Origin of the sequence: Paraburkholderia nodosa DSM 21604, assembly GCF_000519185.1 — a bacterium.
Classification (GTDB): domain Bacteria; phylum Pseudomonadota; class Gammaproteobacteria; order Burkholderiales; family Burkholderiaceae; genus Paraburkholderia; species Paraburkholderia nodosa.
Window position 1 is genome coordinate 54731 of sequence record NZ_JAFA01000026.1, and the last position, 17655, is coordinate 72385.

The following is a 17655-nucleotide window of genomic DNA, read 5'->3' on the forward strand; positions in this document are numbered from 1 at the left end:
CGTGAGTTCGCCCTTATGCCGCGTTGCGCTGCGATAACGCACGCGCCTCTTGCGCCGCCTCGCCCATGCGGAAGCGGCTGGCCGGAATCAGCAGCAGCGCGGCCATGCCGAGCACCTGCACCGCGCAGAGCACGTAGAAGCCCGGCGCGAAGCCGCCCGCCAGCGTGCGCGCATAGCCGATCATGTACGGGATCGCGTAACCGCCGAGATTGCCGCCGATCGTCACCATCGCGAGCGCCGTGCCCGCCGCCGAGCCCGAGAACAGCGTCGCCGGCACCGACCACAGCACACCCGAGGCCGTTTGCGCGCCGACGACCGCGAGCACGAGTCCGGCGAGGCCGCCCACCAGCCCGTCCGCCAGGTTGCCCGACGTCGCGCCCGCCAGCCAGAAGCCTGCCACCGAGAGTAGCATCGGCAGGATCGAATGCCAGCGGCGCTCCTGTGTGCGGTCGGAGTGGCGCGCCGCGAGCACCATGCAGACGCCGGAAAACATATAAGGCAGCGCGGAAAGCAGTCCGATGTGCAGCAGACTGGCGATCCCAGCGCTACGCAGGATCTGCGGCAACCAGAAGCTCACGCCATACGCGCCGCCGAGCAGCGCGAAATTCGCCACCGCCATCAGCCATATCGTGGGGCTGCGCAGCGCGGCCGACACGCGGCCCGGCATCGCGTCCGCCGCATGCGCGCCATTGCCGCCGCGCGCCGCCGCGTGAACGTCGCGGCGTTCCTGCGGGCTCAGCCATTTCGCGTCGAGCGGATCGTTCGGCAGCCATGCGAACGTGACCAGTGCGAGCACGATCGCCGGCAATGCCTCCATGATGAAGAGCCACTGCCAGCCGCGCAGACCGCCCCATTGCGGCGCGGACTGAAGAATCCAGCCCGAGAGCGGGCCGCCCAGCATGCCGCCGAAGGTCAGCCCGAGAAAGAAGATCGCGCACACCTGCGAACGCAGTCGCGCGGGAAACCAGTACGTCATGTAGAGCATGACGCCGGGATAGCACCCCGCTTCGGCAATGCCGAGCAACACGCGCATTGCGTAGAACTGATGCGGATTGCTGACGAACGCCATGCCCGCCGAAATCACGCCCCACACGAGCATGATTGCGCCGAGCCACAGGCGCGCGCCCACTCGCTGGAGAATCAGATTGGCGGGAATCTCAAAGGCGCAGTAGCCGAGAAAGAACAACCCGGCGCCCGTGCCGTAGGCGAGATCGCTGAGGCCGATGTCGCTCGCCATTTCCAGCTTGGCGAAGCCCACGTTGACCCGGTCGACGAACGACACGACGAGCAGCAGGACGAGGTAGGGAAGCAGCTTCGTGGCGATGCGGTTGTACAGCGCATCGTCCCGTTCGCGCTCGAAGCTGGCGCGGCTCAACAGTCTCATGCGGTTACCATCCGAGGTTGGACGGCCGGCGCGCGCTTGCCACCGTCGCTCGCCGCCCGATCGTTCGTTTCGTTATGCGTTACGTCGTTTCTTTATGCAATCCATCGTCCGTTGACAAAATCCCCGTGTCAACCGGAACGTGACAGAACTCAGTCGCACAGCCCGCGCGCTACCTCGTCGAGGCACTCACGCACCGCCCCCAGCAGCGCCTCGATCTGCGCCTCGGTGCTGATGAGCGGGGGAGCGAACAGGATGGATGCGCCCAGCGCGCGCAGCAGGAAGCCGCGTGCCTGCAGCAAATCCGTCACGCGTTTGGGCACCTGCATGTGCGGATCGAACGGCGCGCGTGTGTCCTTGCTGGCGACGAGTTCGAGCGCGCCCATCAAGCCAATGCCACGCGCCTCACCCACGAGCGGGTGCTCCGCAAGTTGGCGAAGCCCATGTTGCAGGCGCGCGCCCGTCGCCGCCACGCGTTCGAGAATGCGGTATTCGTCATACAAGGCGAGCGTTTCCAAAGCCACAGCGGCCGCCACCGGATGCCCGCCATACGTGAAGCCGTGACCGAAACCACCGAGCGCATCGGTCTGACTCGCGATCGTTTGATAAAGGCGCTCGGTGACCATCAGCGCCGAAATCGGCTGATATGCGGAGGAAAGCCCTTTCGCGCACGTCAGCATATCGGGCACAAGACCGAACGCCTGTGAGCCCCAGTAATGCCCGGTTCGCCCGAAGCCACAAATCACCTCGTCCACCACGAACAGGATGTCGTGCTCGCGCAGCACGGCCTGCACGCCCTCGAAGTAACCCGCCGGCGGCACCACCACGCCGCCCGTGCCCATGACCGGTTCGGCGAAGAATGCGCCGATGGTGTCGGCGCCTTCCGAGAGAATCAACTGCTCGAGTTCGTCCACGAGCCGCGCGGAGAAAGCCTGCTCCGTCTCGCCCTCGTGGCCTTCGCGGTAGAAGTGCGGACAGGTGACGTGCAGCATTTCCGGCAGCGGCAAACCCCATCCCGTCTGCATGTTCGGCAAGCCGGTGAGGCTCGCGGCCGCGACCGTCGTGCCGTGATAGCCGCGCCGGCGGCCAATGATCCTGCGCTTGCCCGGCCGCCCCGCCGCCGCCTGGTAATACCAGACGAGCTTGATGGCCGTGTCGATGGCCTCGGAGCCCGAGCTCTGGAACATCACCTTCGACATCGGCGCGGGCGCACGTTCGAGCAGGCGCGCGGCCAGCTCGATCACTGGGCGGCTGCTGCGGTGCGCGAACGTCTGCTGGTAGGGCAGCTTCTGCATCTGGCGATGCGCCGCATCGGCAAGGCGCTGCTCGCTGAAACCGAGTGAGGCGCACCAGAGCCCCGACATGCCTTCGAAATAGCGCTTTCCCTGCGTGTCGATGACATAGGGGCCGTCGCCGGATTCAATAATCAGTGGTCCTGATTGTTCATGTTGACGAAGATTGGTCTGCGGATGCAGGTGGTGGTCGATATCGAGTTGATTCAGTGCGTTCATCGGAATGTCCATGCCAGTCGTGAGCGGTCGGCAGCGCCTGAAATCCTCTGCCATCGTTTCGATATACGTTACCATGTTACGTATCGCGTAACATAGGTATTTTCGCGTACGAACTGAGCGGTTCGCGATACGCTACGGCGCGGCGTTGTGATATATGTGCATGGACGTGCGCAGGAAGGCGCACATAAGGGGATCAACCGAAGATGGACGAAGAAAAAACCAAGAGCGGTGTCAAGTCGGTGCAGATGACGTTCGACATTCTGGAAAGCGTCGTCGGCGCCACCGACGAAATCGGCGTAAGCGAACTGGCCGCACAACTGGGCACCACGAAGGCCACCATCTTTCGCCATCTGCAGACGCTGATGGAGCTCGGCTATCTGGCGCAGAATCCGGTGACTTCGCGCTACCGGCCCGGCGTGAAGGCGTATTTGCTGAGCCGCGCGGCGGCCACGCGCATCGACTTGCTGAGCGCCTCGGAAACGGCCATGCGCGATCTGCGCGAAGAGCTGGGGATGTCGGTCGTGCTCTCTGGGCTGGGCGCGCGCGAACTGACCGTGCTCGCCACCGTGGTCGGCAAGGCAGCGCTCGAGATCGGCGTGCGGCCGGGCACCAATCTGGCGCTCAATGCGAACGCGCAGGGCTATGTCGCGCTCGCGTTCGGCCAGCCCGAGTTGCGCGCGCAGCTCAAGCGGCAAGAGTTGAAAGCGTACACGCCGCACACCATCACGTCGCAGGCGGAGCTCGACGCGGTCGTGCGCAAAACGCGCGAAAAGGGCTACGCGGTGGCATTCGAGGCCGAGACGCTCGGCATCAGCGCCGTGGCGGCGCCGTTGCTCGACAGCACGGGTTTCGCGGTTGGCACGCTCGCGCTCGTCGGCAGCATTCAGTACATTCCGAAGGCGCCGCCGGCCGCGATCGTCGATCCGCTCGTGCGCACGGCGCTGCGCATTTCGTGGAACCTCGGCTACAAGGGCAGTGATTTGCGCGCCGCGCTGGCCGGCGAACCTGGTAACGGTTGAGCGCACAACAAACGAAGGACGCGGCAGCGCAGGCGCGCGCCGCGTTCCCGTTACTTCACGCGGAGCGACGCATCAAACCGGCGTATCGCCGATCATCGCGCGCTCGCCCGTGCGCGGCCGCTGACGCAACTGCGGCACGCACGCCATCGTCAGGGCGCCGATAAGCGTCACCGCCGCAAGCGCATAGAGCCCGCTTTCCAGATGCCCTGTTCGGTCGCGCAGGTAGCCAATCAGGAGCGGGCTCGCATAGCCGCCCAGGTTGCCGATCATCGCCATCAGCGCGATCGCCGCGGCGGCCGCCTGCCCCGTCAGCAGCACACCCGGCAGCGCCCATAGCACGCAGAAGCCCGACAGCCCGCCAGCCATCGCCACGCTCAGGCCGATCAGCGAAAGCCACGGTTGCGTGTGAAAGCACGCGCTAAACGCAAGCCCCGCTGCCGAAAGCGCCGTCGCGATCGTGCCATGCCAACGACGCTCCTTGGTGCGGTCCGAATGCTTGCTCACGATGATCATGACCACCGCCGCCACCGCGAACGGCACCGCGGCGAGCAGGCCCGTCGTGAAGAGATTGCCGATGCCGAGGTTCTTCACGATCTGGGGCATCCAGAACGACACGCCATAGGTGCCGCAAAGCAGCGTGAAATTCGTCACAATGAGGCACCAGATGCCCGCGTTCGTGAACGCCGCACCGAAGTCGTGGCGCGCGCCATCACGCTCGTTCGCACCGCGCTCGGCGCTCAGTTGGCTCGTGACGCGCGCGTTGTCCTCTGCGCTGAGCCAGTGGACCTTGCCCGGGCCGTCGTCGAGATAGAAGTACGTGACGATGCCGAACAGGATCGCGGGCGAGCCTTCGAGGAGGAACAGCCACTGCCAGCCCGCAAGACCCCATACGCCCGCGAAAGTCTGCATGATCCAGCCGGATAGCGGACTGCCGAACACGCCCGCGAGCGCGATGCCCAGGTTGAAATACGCCATCGCCTGCGAGCGGGCGTAGGTCGGAAACCAGTACGTGAGATAGAGCACGATGCCCGGATAGAAGCCCGCTTCGGAAATGCCAAGCAGAAAGCGCAGCACATAAAACGAAGTCGGGTTATGCACGAACAGCATGCACGACGAAACGATGCCCCACAGGACCATGATGCGCGCGATCCAGAACTTTGCGCCAAAGCGTTGCAACATCAGGTTGCTTGGAATCTCGCAGATGCAGTAGCCGATGAAGAACACGCCCGCGCCGAAGCCGAACGCGGTGTCGCTCAGGCCGATATCGGCGGCCATCTGCAGCTTGGCGAAGCCGACGTTCACGCGGTCGAGAAACGAAATGATGTAGAGAAAAAACAGGAACGGCAGGATGCGCCGCGCGACGCGGTTATAGAGCGCCCAGTCACGTGCGGATTCGAACGTTGAGCGGGAAAGCAGATTCATGGTGTCTCCTCAACTGCGTGTTGTGCTGCCTTGCATTGGATTTTGTCTTCTTGTCCGGGTCGAGGTGGAGACAGCGCGGCTCTGTGGCCGCGTCCGTTCCTCGCCGCGTATGGTTTCAGGCCGCGCGCCGTGCTCCGGCACGCTGCGCAAGCATGAAGTCCGCGCAGCGCTCGCCGATCATGATCGTCGGCGCGTTCGTGTTGCCGCTCACGATCAACGGCATGACCGAGGCGTCGGCGAGACGCAGCCCGTCCAGTCCGCGCACGCGCAGGTCGGGCGTGACGACCGCCAGCGCGTCCGTTCCCATCTTGCAGGTGCCGACAGGGTGAAATACCGTCTTCGCCACCGATCGCACGTAATCTTCGTAGACGTTCTGCGGGATCGCGTCGTCGGCCGAATCGGGCAGCACGAGCATGCCGTCGAGCAGGGCCGCGAGCGACGGGGCGCGCATGATACGCCGCGCGAAACGCACGCCGGCGACCATGGTGCGCAGATCGTCTTCGTCGGAAAGAAAGCCGGCGTCGAGCGAGAAGCCCTCATGCGGATCGGCGCTGCGCAGGCGCAGCGTGCCACGCGACTTGGGCCGCAGCGCGCAGGGATTCACCGAAATGCCATGCCCTTCGGGCGGCGCGCGATCGACGTCGCCAACGAGCGCGGGCACGACGTGAAATTGCACGTCAGGCCGCCCGCAACCGGTCGCGTCGACGAACGCGCCGCTCTCGATCACGTTCGACGTGAGCAAGCCGCGCCGCGCGGCGACGTATTGCAGCCCGTGACGCAGTGCCTTCACGCCGCGGTCATGGCCGAGCAGGCTCACCGGCTCACGCGTACGCCCATACACCGACGCCGAAAGATGGTCCTGGAAATTGCGCCCGACGCCCGGCAGATCGTGCAGCACGCCCACGCCCACCGCACGCAGATGCACGCCGTCGCCAACCCCCGAGAGCATCAGGATCTTCGGCGTGGCGAGCGCGCCCGCGCTCAGCACGATTTCCTCGCGGCAGCGGAATTCATGGCGGCTGCCGTCGTCGGCGCGCGCGATCACCCCCACGGCGCGGCGCCCTTCGAACACGAGCCGCTCGACTTCGTAGCCGGTGCGCACGCTCAAGCTTTGCTGACCGCGCACGCGGCCGAGATAGGCGACGGCCGAGCTGCAGCGGCGGCCCGCATCCGTCGTGGTCTGGTAGTAGCCGACGCCTTCCTGGCTCGCGCCGTTGAAGTCCTCGGTATAGGGCACGCCCGCTTCCATCGCGGCCTTCACGAATGCAAGGCTCAGAGGATGGCGATGCGTGCCGTCGCTGACCTTGAGCGGTCCCTGCTGTCCATGCAGCGGCGCGCCGAGGCGCCGGTTGCCTTCGGCGCGGCGGAAATACGGCAGCACGTCGGCGAAGCGCCAGCCGGTCGCGCCGGCGGCGGCCCAGTCGTCGTAGTCCTGCTGCTGGCCGCGAATATAGATCATCGCGTTGACCGAGCTGCCGCCGCCGAGCGTGCGTCCCTGCGGGATATAGACCTCGCGGCCGTTCACATGCGCCTGCGCGTCGGTGCGGTACATCCACGTGCGCCGCGTGCCGTGCACGCGGATGAAGGTGCCGGGAATATGAATGTACGGATGGTTGTCGCGCGGACCGGCCTCGAGCAGCAGCACGCTGCAGCCCGCTTCGACGAGCCGCGCCGCGACCGTGCAGCCACCCGAGCCGCCGCCCGCCACGATGTAGTCGAACGTTTCCATCGCCACGCCGCTCAGATGCCGACCTGGCTGACGAACTTCGGCTGCAGGTAGGCGTCGAGCCCTTCGCTGCCGCCCTCGCTGCCGTAGCCGCTGTCCTTCCAGCCGCCAAACGGTGTTTCGGGCGCGGCGAGGCCGAAGTGGTTGATCGACACCATGCCGGATTCGAGATCGTCGGCGAGTCGCGTGGCCGTTGCGATCGAGCGCGTGAAGGCGAACGCGGCGAGGCCATACGGTAGCGCGTTGGCACGCGCGATCACCTCGTCGAGCGTCTCGAAGCGCAGGACAGCCGCGATCGGGCCGAACGGTTCGTCGTGCATCACGCGTGCGTGGTCGGGCAGGTCGGTGAGCACGGTTGGCTGGAAGTAGAAGCCTTCGCTGCCGGCGATGCGCTCGCCACCTGTGCGCACCGTCGCGCCGCATTCGCGCGCGTCGGCGACGAAGGCCGCCATGGCGTCCACGCGGCGCGCGTGGGCGAGCGGCCCCATTTGCGTGCCCGCGTCAGTGCCCGCGCCGACCACGAGGCGCGCGCTCTGGTTCGCGAACGCGTCGAGGAACGCGTCGTAGACACCCGCCTGCACGAAAAAGCGCGTGGGCGAGGCGCAGACCTGGCCCGCGTTGCGGAACTTGAGCCCGGCGCCGAGCGCCGCCGCGGTGGCCACGTCGGCGTCATCGCAGACGATGAACGGCGCGTGGCCGCCCAGCTCCAGCGTGCAGCGCTTCAAATGCTGCGCCGCCAGCGCGCCCAGTGCGCGGCCCACGGGCACCGAACCTGTGAACGACACCTTGCGGATCACGTCGGACTGGATCAGATACGACGACACTTCAGCGGGAACACCGAACAGAAGGTTCAGCACGCCATCGGGAACGCCCGCGTCCTGGAACGCGCGGCACATTTCGATACAGGACGACGGTGTTTCCTCCGGCCCCTTCGCGATGATCGAGCAGCCGGCCGCCAGCGCGCCCGCGATCTTGCGTACGAGCTGCGAAACCGGGAAGTTCCACGGGCTGAACGCCGCCACCGGGCCGACCGGCTCGCGCAGCACGATCTGGCGCGCGCCACGCTGGCGCGGCGGAATCAGCCGGCCATAGGCGCGCCGGCCTTCTTCCGCGTACCAGTCGACGTGATCGCCCGCGCCGCCCGCTTCCATACGAGCCTCGGCCAACGGCTTGCCCTGCTCCTTCGTGATGAGTTGCGCGATCGTTTCCGCGCGCTCACGCAGCAGATCCGCCGCGCGGACGAGAATTTTGGCGCGCTCGTAAGCGGATGTCTTGCGCCACACCTCGAAGCCGCGCTGTGCCGCCGCCAGCGCGAGCGTCATGTCCTGCTCGCTGGCGAGCGTGAGCTCGCCGAGCGCAGCGCCCGTCGCGGGATCGCGCACCGTCGCGCGTTGCGCGTGCGTCCCGGCGCGCCATGCGCCGTCGATCAGCAAGGGAGTTTCAAATGTCGTCATGTTGCGTCCTATGTCTGCCGGGCGTCTTTCGTTGCCCTTTCATGTTTTTCTAAAAGAAACGACGTTCTTTTCACCGACACATCGTAGAGGCACGTTTCAAGCAATGTCAAGCACTTGTCGCCAGGTGTAAATCCCAACATCCTTTGCGACACACGAGCCTTGACTGCCCCGTCAAACGGGAACTAGGATTCTCCCCATCGAAAACTTGTTCTTTTAATCGAAACCACGGCGCGCACCGGTCCGGCCAGCGCCGCGCCACTTGCGGGAGACACCCTTCGATGAACTATCAGGACCTGCTTCACAACTGGAACGACCTGCCGCGCGAAGTGGTGCGCAAGGGCGTGGAACGCGTCGGCTTTCGCGGCGACGACGTGATGTGCGTGATGAACTGGCTCACGCCCGGCATGCAGGTGTTCCCGCACAGCCACACGTTCGAGCAGCTCGTCATCATCGTGCAGGGCCGCGTGCGCTTTCATCTGGACGACGACGTGATCGAAGGCGGTCCCGGCACGATGATCCGCATTCCGCCGCACGTGGTGCACTACGCGGAGCCGATCGGCGACGAGGTCGTGCTCAACCTCGACGTGTTCGCGCCGCTGCGCGAGGACTATCGCCATCTGGTCGAGTACCAGGCGGGCGAATTCGCGGCGAAGGACGCAGCGGCCGGAGCCGCCGCGTGAGCCCGCAGATGAGCCCGCAAAGCTTTCGCAGCCGCCTGCGCTCGGGCACGACGCTCGTCAGCTCGTTCATCAAGACCGGCCACTATCAGCCTGTGGAAGTGGCGGGCGCGGCGGGCCTCGACGCCGTCGTGATCGATGCGGAGCACGCCGCGTTCAGCGCGGGCGATCTCGACGCCTGCCTGATGGCTTGCCGCGCGGCCGGCGTGGCGGGTCTCGTGCGCGTACCCGACACGCGTCCTGCCACGTTGCTGCAAGTGCTCGACATGGGCGCCGAAGGCGTGCTCGTGCCGCACGTGCGCAGCGCCGCGCAGGCCGCAGAGATCGTTGCCTGCACACGCTATGCGAAGGGGGTGCGCGGCTTCTCGAACTCGGCGCGCGCGGGCGACTATGGCGTGGTGCCGATGCGCGAGCACATCGCCCAGCAGGACGAAGCCGTGAGCGTGATCTGCCAGATCGAGGACGAGGATGCGCTCGCGCATCTCGCCGCGATCGCCGGCGTGGACGGCGTGGATTGCCTCTTTGTCGGCCGCGCCGACCTCTCGGTCTCGCTGCGCACCTTCGATATCGACGACCCCGTCGTGTCCCGCGCCACGCGCGCCGCGCTCGACGCGGCCGTCGACGCCGGCAAGGCCGGCGGAATCTTCCTCGGCGAAACGGCGAGCGTGCCCGCGTGGCGCGCCGCCGGCGCCTCGTTCTTCGTCGTCGGCTCGGATCAGTCCATGATGCGCGCCGGCTGGCGTCAGGCCGCGCAGCACGTGCGCGCCGCCACCTGAATCAACGCAAAGGAATTGCCATGAGCGACACCATTCTCGAACACGACAACGACACCGCCGAACAGGACGCGCAGATCGACCGCCTCATGCAGGGGGCGATCGACCTGCATTGCCATAGCGGCCCTTCCGTGATGGCGCGCTATCTCGACCACATCGAGGCGATTCGCGAAGCCTCTGCGGCGGGCCTGAAAGCCGTGCTGCTGAAGGACCACTACTACTCGTGCACGCCGGTCTCGTACCTGCTCAACAAGCACTTCGCCGATTCGGGCGTGCAGGTGCTCTCGGGCGTGCCGCTGAACAATGCGGTGGGCGGCCTGAACGTGCATGCCGTCGAGCACGGCCTGAAACTCGGCGCGAATCTCGTCTGGATGCCGACGTTCTCCTCGAAGAACCACATCGCGCACCATCACCAGGACAAGCAGTTCGACCAGAAATTTCCGCAGACGACACAGCGCATGCTGCAGCCGATCCCGCTGACCGTGCTTGACGACGACGGCCAGCTCAAGGACGAAGTGCTCGCGATTCTCGACCTGGTCGCCGAGGCGGACGTGGTGCTCTCGGGCGGCCACCTCAACATCTCGGAGATCTTTCCGCTCTTCGAGGAAGCGCGCAAACGCGGCGTGAAGCGCCTGCTCGTGAACCACCCGACCTACGTGGTCGACGCGACGCTCGACCATATGCGCCAGCTCGCGAGCGAAGGTGTGTTCATGGAGCACTCGATGTGCATGTGGGTGCCGGGCTCCAAGTTCAAGTTCTACGACCCCGAATTCCTCGGCCAGGTGATCGAGGCGGGCACGGTCGATCTGACGATTCTCGGCTCGGATCTCGGCCAGAAGGGCAACCCGACCATCGGCGACGGATTCCGCAGTGTGATCCGCACGGCGCTCGACATCGGGTACAGCGACGCAGACATCCGTAAAATGACGTCGGGCAATGCCGCCCGGCTGATGGGTCTCTGAACCGCGCCGGGCCACAACCGGAGAACGAGTCAATGGCAACGCAAAAGGCGCGCATTCAGGAGACGGGCGAAGGACCGGCCGTACTGGAATCGGTGGAGATCGTGTTCAGGCTGCTCGACGAGATGTCGTCGGCGCGGCGCCCGATGGGCGTGACCGAACTCGCGCAGATCATCGAGGAGCCCAAGCCCCGCGTGTACCGCCACCTCGCTTCGCTGCGCCAGTTGGGCGTGGTGGAGCAGGACCCGGTCAGCGAGAAGTACCGGCTCGGTGCGCGTCTCGTGATCTATGGCGCGGCGGCGAGCGAGCAGTTCGACCTGCGCACGCTCGCCGACCCGTACCTCACGCAGATCCGCGATGCGACGGGCCAGACCGCCCTGCTCTCAGTCGCGACCAACGACACGGCGCTGGTGGTCGCGACGGTCGAGTCGAAGGCGAATGTCTGCATCTCCGTGAAGCCGGGCAATCGCGTACAGCCGTATTGCTCGGCGCAAGGCCGTATCGTGCTCGCCTTCGCCGACGAAGCCAGCCAGCAACGCGTGATGCGCCGCAAGATGTTGCCGCTCACGCCGCACACGATGACCGATCCCGCCGAACTCGCGGCACGCCTGAAGCTCATTCGCGCGCGCCTCTACGACGACGCGGACGGTGAAGTGACGGTGGGCATCAACGCACTGTGCTGCCCGATCTTCGGCCACAACAACGTGGTGCTCGGCACGATCGGCGTAGTCGGGTCTAGCGGCGAAGTGGTCTCGCCGCCGGACCCGGCCATGCTCAAGCACGTGCAGACCGCCGCCGCCGCATTGAGCGCGCGGCTCAACGGCGACGCGTACGAGCACACGCTCGCGGCGCATCGCAAGAAACCGACCTGAACGAACGCATGACAATGAACCGACTGGAGAGCCGCGTTGGCGCGCTCACCCTCAAAAACCCCGTCATCTGCGGCGCGGGCGAACACACGATGACGGGCGACGCAATCCGCGCGGCGCTGCGCCAGGGCGTGGGCGCCGTGGTCGCCAAATCGACCAACGAATCCCAGGCCGCAAAAGATCAGCTCGATCGAACCGACTACGCGCTGCTGGACAACCACTGGAATCCAGTGCCATGGCACGAGGCGCGCTCGCAGGACGCAACGCTCTTTTGCCGCTCGGGCCTGTTGCAGCGCGGCTTTGAAGGCTGGATCGACGAGCTGGCCGCGCTGGACAAGGACGCGCGAGCGAGCGACAGCTACGTGATCGCGAGCCTCATCCTCAGCGATCTCGAGCAATGCGCGCAGTACGCTTCGCAGATCGAACAGGCCGGCCTGCGCGTTCTCGAAGTGAATATCGGCGCGCCGCACGGCGAGGAAGCGGCGCAAGGCGCGATTCGCCTCGAACGCGACGCCGAGCGCATCACGCGCATCGTCGCGCGGCTGCGCGCAAGCACGACGCTCCCGCTGTGGATCAAGCTCACGGGCCAGAGCGAGGACGTGGCCGGCATCGCGGCCGCTGCAAAGGCAGGCGGCGCCGACGCCGTGATCCTGATGGGTCGCTTCATGGGCTTTCTGCCCGATCTCGACACGCAGCGCCCCGTGCTCGGCACGAATGCGGCTGTCGGCGGCGGCTGGGCGCTGCCGCTCACGGCACGCTGGATCTCGCTCGCGCGCCGCCGGGTGGGCGCGGATTTTCCGCTGCTCGCGACCAACGGCGCGCGCAACGGGCTCGATGTCGCGCGCTTCCTGCTTGCAGGCGCCTGCGCGACCGAAATGACGTCTGCCGTGCTCACGCGCGGCTATGCGGCGCTCGGCGACGCCATCGCGGAACTCGACGACTATCTGCGTGCGCGCGGCCAATCCGTTGCCGACGTGCTGGGCCTCGCCGCGGACCGCGTGGAGACCTATCAGCAACAGGCGAGCCGGCCCGGTCACTGGACGCAGTTCGCCCCCGCCACCGAATAAGCCCGCAGACTCCAAGCCGCAGCGCAACCTCCGAAACTGCGGCTTTCTTGCATAAATATTTCGGATTACAAATTAAATATCCAGTCACGAGGAGACCTATGAAACGCTTCATCGCCCGCGTTGCCTGCCGGGTTGCGCCATTGCTCGCGCTGCCGTTCCTTTCCTCGCACGCGCACGCGCAGTCGTCTGTCACGATGTACGGCATGGTCGACACGTTCGTGCAGTATGTCAACACGGGCAACGGCTATACGGCAGCGATGAACAGCAGCGGGCAATATGGCTCGCGCATCGGCTTTCGCGGATCCGAGGACATCGGCGGCGGCAACAAGATCGACTTCGTTCTGGAAAACGGCTTCTATTCGAACGACGGCACGTTCGCGACGGCGGGATCGATATTCAACCGGCAGGCATGGGTTGGCGCGTCGGGTAGTTGGGGCAGCGTGCGAGCTGGCCGCCAGAACTCGCTGCTGTTTCTCAACGAAGGCCGTCTCGACGCGTTTGGAGGTGCCACACAGGCTTCGGGCATCAACAATCTGAGTGTCTATACGTATCGTACGAGCAATACCGTGGCGTACTTCTCACCAAAGTTTGCAGGCCTTCAGGCTGCTGGTTACATCGGTCTCGGTGATGCAGGCGGGTTCCGTTCGGGCGGCTCGAACTACCAGTTCGCCGTTACCTACGACGGTCCGGCGATCTCCGCCGTGTACACGATGCAAGGCGTGCGCAACGCCAACGCTACCAGCACCGAACGCTCTACCTTCGCGGGCGGCTCGTATGATTTCGGCGCGGCGCGCCTCTATGCCGGCTACGCAGCCGCTTCGTGGGACGACATGAAGATCGACATCCGCAGCTTCGAGTTCTCCGGGCGCTGGACCTTCTCGCCTTTCGCGTTTCTCGCGCTGGGCTACACGTTCCTGCAGGACCGGATCGGGAGCAACGATGCCGTCCAGTACAGCGCGATGTTCAACTATGCGTTCTCAAAGCGCACAAGCGTATATGCGGCGCTGTCGTGGCTCGACAATCGTGGCGCGGCACAATATCGTCTCGCGGGCGCAGCGAACGCAGGTCTTGCGCTCGCTTATCCTGGTGCACCAGTGAGAGGTGCACAGGTTGGTTTGGTGCAAGCTTTCTAGCCTTACACAACGCTGACGCGGTCCATGTGTCACACATCGGACCCGTTTGCTCTGCCGGTTTGTCGGGATCCGTTTGCCAACGCGGGTTCGATGCATCTGCCGCACCCCGTGTTAGAACGAACTTTCACTTTCAGAGATCACTCGCCGCCGCACCTTCCATACCTGTGCCAATAAAAAGGTCCCAGTTCCTCAATAGTTCCTGGGACTCAACTGTATGATGCTGAGTGTGAGCTTGAATGGCTTACGCTACCAGAATTTACTTGAACGCGGGTGCGATGATCGTCGAAATCAGCTGCGCAACTGCGAGGTGCGTTGCCTCCGGGATACCGTCGACGTTGCCGTCGACCACGTTCGCCACGGAATTGATGAGACCGACGTCAACGCCTCGACGCAGCAACGTGGCCTCCATCAATGGGGTATGTGCAAGCGATGCCCTCCCGCATCGCGCTGCGTATGCCCCCGCGATTGCGTAACAACCCCAGTTCGAGCATGCGGCAGTGACAAGTACGTCAGTTCCCGTCACCGCGCCAATGCCGGCGCTGCCGTCGGGGCGCCTGTCACCGAATTTCACGTAACCTTTGACCGCTTCAGCGACGACGCCCATACCGATTTCGTTGCCGCCATCACCAACCGCAACCGTCGGGACTTTCCGCTCGATGCACTCGTCGAACAGATAGTCGATGCGTGCGCGGCCCATGCCATAGTCGATGCCTCGCATGCTGCAGTAGATGCCATCGACATTGCGGCCAACACGTTCGGTCGAAAAGAACAGCGCAGGCTTGTACTTCTCGATGAGTTCAGGCGAAACGATTTTCGCCTGCACGTCATCGACCGGGAAGGCTTCGATACAAACGACAGCGAGACTTCCGTCGTCGCGTGCAATCTTCGCCTGCTCGTATGGCAGGACGGTCATCCCTGCTGTGGTGAGAATCGCCGCTGTGGTTTCAATCAGCGTCTCCTCCACGAATGTGATGCACAGCGCGTTCTTCGACAGCGCCAGCGCACGAACGACCGCAGCAAGGCCAGCAGGACCGTCGTTCTCGCCAATGGACGGCGAAATCCACGCACGAGACACGGAGCCCGTCGTGACAAATACGTTGGCCTTATCGGGGATGCTCAAAAGAGCATCTGCGGCAGCACCGACGAGTGACCCGCCCTGGCGCTCACGCGCAGCGCGGTACAGGTGTTCCACGCCACGTCCACCGAGGTCGAGGGAGACCAGCGCGTCGAGCCGGTCGTCGATTTGACTGAATTCTTTATTTGCCATTTTTCACTTACCGAGAACCAGTTTCGCGATTGCATCGCGGTCGTGGATTACCGCCGCGACTTTATCGAGCGCCTGCATCACCGCGGAAACGACGGCATCAAATCCGCCGGTCCGACCGAGAGCGTCGAGCGTCGGTTTGAGGCGCAACGAGACGCGGGCGCCCGGTTGACCGTGCGTATTGACGGTGAGGATGCCGTGGTCTTCCAGGAGGACCATGCCGAGTGCCGAGGTCGCCTCACAGGGTACGACGGCAGGCTTCTCGTTCTCGCGGCCGGCGATCCTCAGGAGGACCCGAAGCACAGCATCTTCTTCGACCATCGGCCCCAGGTCGCTGCGCTGCACGAGGTCTGCACCCATTTTGCGGGCGAGCGCATCAGCCAGTTTCTGGCCCGCAGCAGACTCCTGACGCAGGTCTTCCGGCTGATACTTCTGCAAGGAGCGCAGCACCGCGGCAGCGATAGGAGCACGCGCCTCCATTCCGAATTCCGCGCCCTTTGCGGCAGCGGCGGTGACGAGTTCCGCACGGCCGACAAGCACACCAGCTCGCGGCCCGGACAATCCCGCCTTGTCGCAATTCGTAACGGCTATGTCTGCGCCGAGTTGCAGGCTCAAGCGGCCGCCGTGGAGTACTGTGCGCAGACGCGCCCCATAGGCTTCGTCGAGGAAGACCTTCGCGCCTAACGCGCGAGCGTACTGACCGACTTCGAGCGTAACGTGGTCCTCAAGGCGCTCAAGGCTGCTGGTGACCGTCGTGATGACGACCAGCGCCGGACGCTGTGCCTCGATAACCTTAAGCCAGTCGTTGTCACCCTGCACTTCATGGACCGGAACGCCAGCAATCTTCGCACCGCGCACAACCGACGCGTGCGAGCGCCCCTTTGGAGGGACGACCGACACCACAGGCCTGCCTTCCGCAAGCGCGGCAATGGTGGCGATGATGCCGGCGCTGGTGCGATTGAATATGGCGACGGCGTCGTCGCCGCGGGCGCCCATGTGCCCGATGGCTACCTGACGCAGTTCCTCAGCCTCCAGGCCGGGACCGACCCACTCTTCGCAAAGGGTCGCAATGTCTTCGGGTCGTATCGGGAAATCGCGCTGATTTCCGGTGAATACGCCGATTGATTCAGCACCGAGCATCTTGACCCGCCGCGCGGCGACCGCCTGGCCATGACGCAAACGCAATGCTTCATCAATGCTGGAGCGAATGATGGTGCCGCGCGCGAATCCCACGGTCGGGTCAATCGGATTGCCAAAGCTGTCGGTCTTGCCCGGCGCGCTCGTCGAAGGCGCATTCGCCTTCTTTTCTTTGACGTCACTCATTTCATACACCTTGTTAGGTCAAAAAGGGGGCTGCGAGAGGCTGACTCAATGTTTCGCTTCTCTCAGATGGAAACGGTGACGATGCTTCTGAGGAGCTCGACGAAGGATGTATGTCCCTCCCAGTTGATGCCGTCGACCGCAACCTCCGCCTTCGATGTAGCGCCGTCTCGGGCACCTGCGTCGACCGTCGCCTTTATGAGCGTGTACTCGAGCCGCGGCGTATGCAGCACATCAACGTCCTTGCTAATGGAAGCAAGCGCGGCCGCAATCCCGTAGGCCCCCCAATTCGAAACTGAAGCACTGACAACGATGTCGGTTGCTGTCACCGTCACGACGCCGGACGCATGGCCGGCTAGCGACTTGCCACCGAGCGGATGAACTGCGGTAATCGCATCGCGCACTGCGCCGAAGCCCACTTCATTACCGCCATCGCCTATCCCAATGCTCAGCACGCCGCGTTTTCGCGCCAGGTCGGCGAGCAGATACACGTGACCGACATCCTCTGGGTTGCGGCAATCACCGCGCACACCGTGGAAGAAGCCCTCCTTGTTGGGACCATCACGCTCGACGAACACCACAGCTGCCGGACGGTATTCCTCCATCAGCGCTCCGGCGATTTGCACTCCGCGCTCAAGTCCCAAGGGAAACGTGACGACGGAGACCGCGCGCTGGTTACCCCGCTCCGCCAGCTCTGCGTTGATGACAGCAGCGACAGCCGCCACTGGTGCTGCATGCGCGTCTTCCGTAACGAGAACAGCCCGCACGCCAAATGCGAGAATCAGCGCGCGTGCCAGCACCGCCGCCCCGACCGGGCCATCCGTCTCCCCTTGTGGCAAGTTGGGAGCCACGCCTGCGCCGGTCGCAATGAAGACAGTGTCACCACGATTCACGGTGTCAGTGAGGCGCCGTGCAGCGAGCGAACTGAGTGGCTCCCCGTGGTGCGCGCGGCAGACTTCATACATCGGGACGACGAAACCTGCCGGCAGACCTCCGTCGAGCGGACGAATCTCCACCGTCATCAGGCGGTCGATTCGCTCGCCGGTCAGCTGTTCGTTTGTCTTGGTCATTCCTGCTCCC

The 17655-nt window shown here is 64.8% G+C and carries 15 protein-coding genes; 7 read left to right on the forward strand and 8 right to left on the reverse strand.

Features of this window, described 5'->3' with window-relative positions; all coding sequences use genetic code 11:
- Positions 1–13: 13 nt before the first annotated feature.
- Complete coding sequence (locus tag A3CW_RS48030; protein ID WP_081771876.1) at positions 14–1384, reverse strand: MFS transporter; 1371 nt, start codon at positions 1382–1384, stop codon at positions 14–16.
- 149 nt (positions 1385–1533) lie between these two features.
- The gene (locus A3CW_RS0130240) at positions 1534–2892 is read right to left on the reverse strand and encodes an aminotransferase (RefSeq protein ID WP_035514452.1); all 1359 of its coding nucleotides are present in this window, start codon (positions 2890–2892) and stop codon (positions 1534–1536) included.
- A gap of 203 nt (positions 2893–3095) precedes the next feature.
- Here A3CW_RS0130240 and A3CW_RS48035 point away from each other — a divergent pair, with 203 nt between their 5' ends.
- Positions 3096–3911, forward strand: coding sequence for an IclR family transcriptional regulator (locus A3CW_RS48035; RefSeq protein WP_051481806.1), 816 nt, complete (start codon positions 3096–3098; stop codon positions 3909–3911).
- A 72-nt stretch (positions 3912–3983) separates the two neighbouring features.
- Here the strand turns inward: A3CW_RS48035 and A3CW_RS0130250 are convergent, their stop codons facing one another.
- From A3CW_RS0130250 to A3CW_RS0130260, 3 genes are all read right to left on the reverse strand, one after another.
- Positions 3984–5333, reverse strand: coding sequence for an MFS transporter (locus A3CW_RS0130250; protein ID WP_028206901.1), 1350 nt, complete (start codon positions 5331–5333; stop codon positions 3984–3986).
- Between the two features lie 115 nt (positions 5334–5448).
- On the reverse strand, positions 5449–7062 hold the full coding sequence (locus A3CW_RS0130255) for a GMC family oxidoreductase (protein ID WP_028206902.1): 1614 nt from the start codon (positions 7060–7062) through the stop codon (positions 5449–5451).
- Positions 7063–7073: 11 nt separating this feature from the next.
- A complete protein-coding gene (locus A3CW_RS0130260; RefSeq protein ID WP_028206903.1) occupies positions 7074–8513 on the reverse strand; it encodes an NAD-dependent succinate-semialdehyde dehydrogenase in 1440 nt (479 codons plus the stop codon).
- Positions 8514–8791: 278 nt separating this feature from the next.
- Here A3CW_RS0130260 and A3CW_RS0130265 point away from each other — a divergent pair, with 278 nt between their 5' ends.
- The 6 genes from A3CW_RS0130265 (at position 8792) to A3CW_RS0130290 (ending at position 13991) form a co-directional block, all read left to right on the forward strand.
- Complete coding sequence (locus A3CW_RS0130265) at positions 8792–9193, forward strand: cupin domain-containing protein (RefSeq protein ID WP_028206904.1); 402 nt, start codon at positions 8792–8794, stop codon at positions 9191–9193.
- Positions 9190–9966, forward strand: a complete 777-nt coding sequence (locus A3CW_RS0130270; RefSeq protein WP_245623778.1) for an HpcH/HpaI aldolase family protein — start codon at positions 9190–9192, stop codon at positions 9964–9966. The genes A3CW_RS0130265 and A3CW_RS0130270 overlap by 4 nt, the downstream gene beginning before the upstream one ends.
- 20 nt (positions 9967–9986) lie before the next feature.
- Positions 9987–10925 (forward strand): DUF6282 family protein, encoded by a 939-nt coding sequence (locus A3CW_RS0130275; protein WP_028206906.1) that lies wholly within the window; start codon positions 9987–9989, stop codon positions 10923–10925.
- A 32-nt stretch (positions 10926–10957) separates the two neighbouring features.
- Positions 10958–11794 (forward strand): IclR family transcriptional regulator, encoded by an 837-nt coding sequence (locus tag A3CW_RS48040; RefSeq protein ID WP_051481807.1) that lies wholly within the window; start codon positions 10958–10960, stop codon positions 11792–11794.
- 14 nt (positions 11795–11808) lie between these two features.
- Complete coding sequence (locus A3CW_RS0130285) at positions 11809–12858, forward strand: beta/alpha barrel domain-containing protein (protein WP_028206907.1); 1050 nt, start codon at positions 11809–11811, stop codon at positions 12856–12858.
- 98 nt (positions 12859–12956) lie between these two features.
- A complete protein-coding gene (locus tag A3CW_RS0130290) occupies positions 12957–13991 on the forward strand; it encodes a porin (protein ID WP_035514414.1) in 1035 nt (344 codons plus the stop codon).
- Between the two features lie 256 nt (positions 13992–14247).
- On the opposite strand, the gene A3CW_RS0130295 is transcribed toward A3CW_RS0130290, so the two are convergent.
- The 3 genes from A3CW_RS0130295 to A3CW_RS48045 form a co-directional block, all read right to left on the reverse strand.
- The gene (locus A3CW_RS0130295) at positions 14248–15258 is read right to left on the reverse strand and encodes a glutamate cyclase domain-containing protein (RefSeq protein ID WP_028206909.1); all 1011 of its coding nucleotides are present in this window, start codon (positions 15256–15258) and stop codon (positions 14248–14250) included.
- 3 nt (positions 15259–15261) lie between these two features.
- Positions 15262–16578, reverse strand: a complete 1317-nt coding sequence (locus A3CW_RS0130300; protein WP_051481808.1) for an aminotransferase class I/II-fold pyridoxal phosphate-dependent enzyme — start codon at positions 16576–16578, stop codon at positions 15262–15264.
- 62 nt (positions 16579–16640) lie between these two features.
- Positions 16641–17645: a glutamate cyclase domain-containing protein gene (locus A3CW_RS48045; RefSeq protein ID WP_035514457.1), complete on the reverse strand. Its 1005-nt coding sequence runs from the start codon at positions 17643–17645 to the stop codon at positions 16641–16643.
- Positions 17646–17655: the final 10 nt, after the last annotated feature.